We start from the raw sequence: 5,692 nt of genomic DNA, 5'->3' as shown, positions 1-5,692 counted from the left end.
GGTCAGGCGGTCCTGCAGGCGCAGGGTGCCGTCGTCGCCGGGGGTGGCGTGCAGCCGCCCGTGGGAGCCCGCCTCGGCCAGGGCGGTGAGGGCCCCGCTGCTGCGTGCACCGACCTCGACGGTCAGGCGGGGGCGTGCCATCCCGCGCTCCCAGGGGACGACCCGTCCATCAGCGCTCACGAGCGGGGAGCCTACCTACCGTCGGTGCGGGCGGCGTCGGAGACCACCGGGCTCCCCAGCCCTGGCCCCAGCACCAGGTGGGTCACGACTCCGAGCAGCGCCGCGGCGACGAGCACCGCCACCCACGGTCCGACCAGGTCCGCGAGCAGGTGGGACACCACGAAGGCCACCACCCCGACCAGGACCACCACGACGAGCCGCCACCAGGGCGTGCGCCGCACCTCCCGCGCGACGCACCACGCGGCGCCCGCGACGACGACGAGACCCCCGGCCCAGCGCAGCTCCGTCAGCTGGGCGACGGCGAACCCGACCACGAGGCTCAGGGCGGCGATCAGGGCGGTGGGCAGACGCATCGGCAGCACTGTACCGAGAGGTGGAGGCGCGGCGCCGAGGGCCGGAGGGCTCAGGAGGCCAGCAGCGCCGCGACGTCCTCGGGGTAGGGGAAGCTCCCGGGCTCGTAGCCGCACAGCGGGTCGGTCGCGTAGGGGTCGCCCGTCATGGCGAAGGCGCGCGAGCGCGACCCGCCGCAGATGCTCGCGAACTCGCACGCCCCGCAGCGGCCGGTGCGCTGGCCGGGGTCGCGCAGGCCGGTGAACAGCGGGGAGGTGCGGTAGATCTCGGGGAGGGTCTGCTCGCGCACGTCGCCCGCGGCCACGGGCAGGAACCCGCTGGGGTGCACGGTGCCCACGTGGCTGACGAACGCGAAGCCGAACCCCGCGTTGACGTTGAGCGGTGGCCGGCGCGACCGGTCCCCCGCGCCCCAGCCCAGGGCCGCCGTCCTGGCGGTGAGGTCGGCGTACAGCCCGCCCAGCCCGAGGGCCTCGACGTGGTCGACCCCGCGCTCGGCCAGCACCGCCCGCTGCAGGGCCACCCGACGGAAGTGGTGCCCCTCGGTGGTCTTGATCGGCACGTGCAGGCCCAGGTCGTACAGGTAGTTGAGGACGTCCTCGGCCTCGGCCGCGCTCAACGGGCCCAGGTCCGTGCCGCGACCCATCGGCACCAGCATGAAGGCGCTCCACGTCATCGCCCCCTGCTCACGGACCAGCGCCGCGACCTGCGGCAGCTGGTCGACCGTGCGGCGCGAGATCGTCGTGTTGACCTGCACCCGGATCCCCAGGGCCCGGGCCTGCGCCCACGCGTCCATGGTGCGGTCGAAGGTGCCCGGCACCCGCCGGAACCCGTCGTGGCTCTCCGCGGTCGCGCCGTCCAGGGACAGCGAGATCGCCGTGACCCCCGCCTCCTGCAACCCGGCGAGGGCTGCGCCGTCGAGCTTGGCCGTGCCCGACGGCGAGACCGCCATCGCCAGCCCGAGCGCACGCCCCCGACGCACCAGCTCGGTCAGGTCGGGCCGCTCGAAGGGGTCGCCGCCGGTGATGATGAAGATCGGCGACGGCCTGCCGAAGGACGCCACCTGCCGCATGAGCTCGGTGGCCTCCTCGGTGTCGAGCTCACGCTCGTGGCGCCCGGGCTGAGCCTCGGCCCGGCAGTGCACGCAGGCCAGGGCGCAGGCCCGCGTCGCCTCCCAGATGACGAGCAGCGGCCGGTCGGCCGGGTCGTGACGGACGGAGCGGACGGCGCGGGGGTGAGCAGGCACGACGGCGATGCTGACAGGCCGGGCGGGGGGCGCGGGGGTGAACGGACGGCCTGGTTGCCCGGCTCGCGACGGCCGGGCGGCGTGGTGGTGCGCCGATGGGACGAAGGTCCCCCCGGACGACCGCATCGCTACAGTGTCGCGTCGCCTGAGGAGGCCCATCACCTATGCATCGTGCCGCTCGCCAGATCGTCCTGCCCGCCGCTGTCCTGCTCGCCCTGACGGCCTGCACGGCCGACGGGGGGCAGGAGCCGGAGCCCCCCGTGGCGGACGCCGAGACCGAGGGCGAGGTCGAGGCGGCGGATCCTGGCCCCGGGACCGGAGAGGTCGCCGTCACGGCCACCGTCGTCCTGCAGGGCGCCGAGCTCGAGGCCGAGGTGTACCCCGTGGTCAGGGCGGGAGACCACGCGGTGCTCACCATCGACCTGAGCCACGGCGAGCCGGAGCGGGTGTCGTTGTCCACCGGCATGGGCGGGTTGTCCCCCATCCTGATGCCGACGCTCAGCGGCCTCCGGCTGGTCGACCTCGACGCTGACCAGGTCCACACCGTCGCGGTGAACGCTGACGGACGGACGGTGACCACCGCGGAGAGCTACGTCAACGTCGAGCCCGAGGGCCTGCGCCTGCAGGTGGCGTACGCAGCTCCTGGGCCCGAGGTCGAGAGCCTCGGACTCTTCCTGCCCGGTGCGCCGTACGTCGCGTCGGTGCCCGTGATGGACGGCGACGTGCCGGATGCGGACCTGCCCGGCAGCACCCCGGGAGACGAGGTGACCGAGCCCCTGGGCCTCGACGAGATCGCCGAGGCTCCTGTGGCCTCCCTCGAGTCGTTCACGCGCGAGCTGGAGGGTGCCGTCTCGACGCTGACCACGACGGAGGAGGTCCAGATCACCCTCGGCGCGGACGTGCTCTTCGACGTCGACTCGGCCGATCTGACCGATCAGGCGCAGGCCGCTCTCGACGCCGCTGCGGCTCACCTGAACGGCCGCGAACCCGGCACCGTCGAGGTGGTCGGGCACACCGACGACGTCGGCCCCGAGGACCACAACCAGGACCTCTCCGAGCGCCGTGCTGAGTCCGTGGCCGCAGCGCTGCGTGAGCGGGTCGACACCTCCGCCTACCCGCTCGAGACCTCGGGCCGTGGGGAGAGCGAGCCGGTCGCCCCGGGCACCGACGACGCCAGTCGGCAGCAGAACCGTCGCGTCGCGCTGACCCTGGTCTCAGAGATCACGCAGAGCACCGAGGTCACCGCCGGCGGTGAGCTCCCCGAGTTCGACGGGCCCACCGGGACGGGCCCCGACGGGGTGACGGTCGACGCCGATCGCGGGTACAGCGTGGCGGCGCCGCAGGCCCGCAGGATCGACGGGCACCTCGTCGTCGACCTCGAGGTCACGCCCCTCGACGAGGAGCAGGACGCCACCGGCCTGGGCTTCCTGTCCGGGGTCTGGCACCACCGCGAGACCGCCTGGACCGCCCAGTACGCGGTGTCGGCGCTCACGGTGCTCATCGGTGACACGGCCGTGTTCCCGGTCGACTACCTGGCTGGCGAGCAGGGCGAGCACGAGCTGTGGCTCCCGGTGTCCGACCTCCACGCCCTGGGTGACATCGACGGCGGCACCACGCGCACGCTCAGCGTCGTGTACCCCGACGTCGGGCCCGTGGAGGACGTCACGGTCCAGCTGCGACCGAGCCTGGGGAACTCTCCGTTCCGCCTGACCGACGTTCCCGTGGCGGACTGACCCTCAGGCGCCCTCCCGCGTGGAGGGCCAGTCTGCTGGGCTGATCTCCGTGGCGTGCTCGACCACCCACCGGGCGTCCCGCTCGTAGAGGCGCGCATGGTCCTCGAGGTGCGCACCGTCCGTCGTGGCTCGGTCGCGGGTGAAGGCGGCGAGGTCGCGCAGCCGCTCGACCGTCGTCGGGAGGACCTCGTCCGGGGTCAGGTCGCCGTCGTAGGCGGTGCAGAGCAGGGCCAGCCGGCGGGCGCGCTCGGCCAGCGGGCTGGGGAGGCCGTCGTGGTTGGTCGGGTCGGTCAGCGGCACCAGCCGGTAGGCGAGGTAGGCCAGGTCCCACGCCCGCGGCCCGGGGGAGGCGGTGTCCCAGTCGATCAGCCCGACGAGCCGCCCCTCGCGGAAGACCATGTTGTACGGCGCGAGGTCGTTGTGGCAGACGACCTCGACCGGCTCGTGGGTCGGCATCTGCCAGGTCGCGCCGCCGAGGTCGAAGCTCGCGGAGGCGCGGTGCACGGCAGCGAGCAGCCGACCGGCGTCGACCAGGACGTCGTCCGCCCAGACCCAGGCAGGCAGCGGGTAGTGGGGCACGACGCCGTCGAGGTAGGAGAGGACCTCGCGGCCCTGATCGTCGAGGCTGTGCGGCTCGTCCGTGTGCTGCTCGTCCCTGTGCTCGTCGAGGAGCAGCGGCCGGGGGACCTCGGTGAGGCCGTGGGCGCGCAGGTGAGTCAGCAGCCGGTGGATCGTGGACGTCCACGGGCCGGCGGTGCGGCGCACCGTGTCCCCGACCCGGACGGCACCGCCCATGCCACCGCCGGCCAGCGGCACCTCAGGAGGAGTGGTCACCCAGGAGATGCTGCCAGCACGGACGGCGGACGGGGAGGCTCAGGCGTGGTCGGGCCTGCGGGTGCTGCTCAGTCGACGGCCTGCAGCACGCCGGTGAGTGCGACCACGACGGCGTCCTCGGTCGGGACGGCGCGGGCGGACTCGATCTGGTACTCGTCGCCCTCGGGGGCCTCGGTGGCGTAGTCGTACGAGAGGCGCACGGTGCCCGTCATCGAGGACTGCTCGGGGTTCGGCGCCCACACGTGCGCGGCGAAGGTCCCGGTCAGCTCGCCGTTGTCGGTCGGCTTGAGGAAGGTGACGTTGCCGTAGGGGGTGTGCTCGGCGATGTCGGTCGCGAAGAGCTCCTCCTCGGGGTAGAGCTCGACGACCTCGTCGCGCGTGACGTCGCTGCGACCGGCCGTCCCCTCGAGGGTCACGGTGTCGTTCGGGTTGGTCGAGTCGGTGAACACGCAGGTGAAGCTGAAGGCGTTGTCCGTCGTCGAACCGTAGGAGTTCACCGAGTCCGTGGTCAGGGTGTGGTTCGGGGTCAGGGCCGGTGCGAGGCTCGGCAGGAGGCCCTCGCAGGAGGTGATGACCGCGATGCGGCTCGAGGCGTCGAGGAGGTCCACCGCGGGGGCGGGGGCGTCCTCGGGGGCCGACGGGTCGACGGAGGTCTCGGAGGCCGACACCTCGTTGCCGGCAGGGGTCTCCTGCGAGGCGTCGTCACCCCCCGAGCAGCCGACGAGGAGCGCTGCGGCGAGGCCCGCGCCCACCACCGCCCGGGTACGGGTCGTGACGTGGGACGAGCTGGGCCGAGACATGGACGTAGACATCATTCTCCCGCTGTGGTGGGTCTGAGGTGGTGACCTGGGCGAGGCAGAGCATCGCCCTCAGGGGGCCGCGGGGTGCGGGACGAAGGTCGTCAGCCGCCTCCGAGGGGGGCGCTAGGGCCCAGGCCTGGTGGTATGAAGCTCAGCCGTGGCAGCGCTGCCGATCTGTGCTCGATCATGGCACGTCCGGTGTGGGACCCGCGCCCCTTTCGCGGCTTTCGTGGCAGATCTCACGCCGGGGTGTCACCCGGTTGCGAGGCAGGTTTCACCCGCGTGTGACGATGGTGGGGTGCAGTCCGAGCAGGCCGTCCTCACCCTCACCCGTCCGCTGGACCTGCACCGCACCCTGGCGCCGCTGCGCCACGGCGGGCTGGACCCCGCGCACCGCTCCACCCCCGACGGCGCCGTCTGGCGCGCGACCCTGCTGACCACCGGCCCGACGACGATGCGGCTGGCCCAGCGGGACCCGGTCACCGTCGAGGTCCAGGCCTGGGGCGAGGGCGCCGCGGAGGCCGTGACGCTCGCGCCCGGGCTGCTCGGCA

At 73.6% G+C, this 5,692-nt stretch carries 5 protein-coding genes and 1 pseudogene; 2 read left to right on the top strand and 4 right to left on the bottom strand.

Features of this window, described 5'->3' with window-relative positions:
• Window positions 1–191 precede the first annotated feature (191 nt).
• Together L0B03_RS13075 and L0B03_RS13070 are read right to left on the bottom strand one after the other, a co-directional pair.
• Complete coding sequence (locus tag L0B03_RS13075; protein WP_250446446.1) at window positions 192–533, bottom strand: hypothetical protein; 342 nt, start codon at window positions 531–533, stop codon at window positions 192–194.
• Between the two features lie 50 nt (window positions 534–583).
• Window positions 584–1,774 (bottom strand): TIGR04053 family radical SAM/SPASM domain-containing protein, encoded by a 1,191-nt coding sequence (locus tag L0B03_RS13070; protein ID WP_308200056.1) that lies wholly within the window; start codon window positions 1,772–1,774, stop codon window positions 584–586.
• 164 nt (window positions 1,775–1,938) lie between these two features.
• Here L0B03_RS13070 and L0B03_RS13065 point away from each other — a divergent pair, with 164 nt between their 5' ends.
• Window positions 1,939–3,507, top strand: a complete 1,569-nt coding sequence (locus L0B03_RS13065) for an OmpA family protein (RefSeq protein WP_250446444.1) — start codon at window positions 1,939–1,941, stop codon at window positions 3,505–3,507.
• Between the two features lie 3 nt (window positions 3,508–3,510).
• Here the strand turns inward: L0B03_RS13065 and L0B03_RS13060 are convergent, their stop codons facing one another.
• Both L0B03_RS13060 and L0B03_RS13055 read right to left on the bottom strand, forming a co-directional pair.
• Window positions 3,511–4,341, bottom strand: coding sequence for an aminoglycoside phosphotransferase family protein (locus L0B03_RS13060; protein WP_250446442.1), 831 nt, complete (start codon window positions 4,339–4,341; stop codon window positions 3,511–3,513).
• A 68-nt stretch (window positions 4,342–4,409) separates the two neighbouring features.
• Complete coding sequence (locus L0B03_RS13055) at window positions 4,410–5,141, bottom strand: hypothetical protein (RefSeq protein ID WP_250446440.1); 732 nt, start codon at window positions 5,139–5,141, stop codon at window positions 4,410–4,412.
• Window positions 5,142–5,439: 298 nt separating this feature from the next.
• Between L0B03_RS13055 and L0B03_RS13050 the strand changes: the two are divergent.
• Window positions 5,440–5,692, top strand: a pseudogene (locus L0B03_RS13050) (DNA-3-methyladenine glycosylase 2 family protein); the annotation flags it as partial.

It is taken from the genome of Actinotalea sp. C106 (assembly GCF_023630195.1).
GTDB lineage: Bacteria > Actinomycetota > Actinomycetes > Actinomycetales > Cellulomonadaceae > Actinotalea.
Note: the sequence above shows the minus strand (reverse complement) of the source record. Positions and strands in the feature narration are given on the sequence as shown.

Excerpts from the sequence above, each read along its gene's own strand:
- L0B03_RS13075 (WP_250446446.1), bottom strand. The coding sequence starts at position 533 with ATGCGTCTGCCCACCGCCCTGATCGCCGCCCTGAGCCTCGTGGTCGGG.
- L0B03_RS13065 (WP_250446444.1), top strand. The coding sequence starts at position 1,939 with ATGCATCGTGCCGCTCGCCAGATCGTCCTGCCCGCCGCTGTCCTGCTC.
- L0B03_RS13055 (WP_250446440.1), bottom strand. The coding sequence starts at position 5,141 with ATGTCTCGGCCCAGCTCGTCCCACGTCACGACCCGTACCCGGGCGGTG.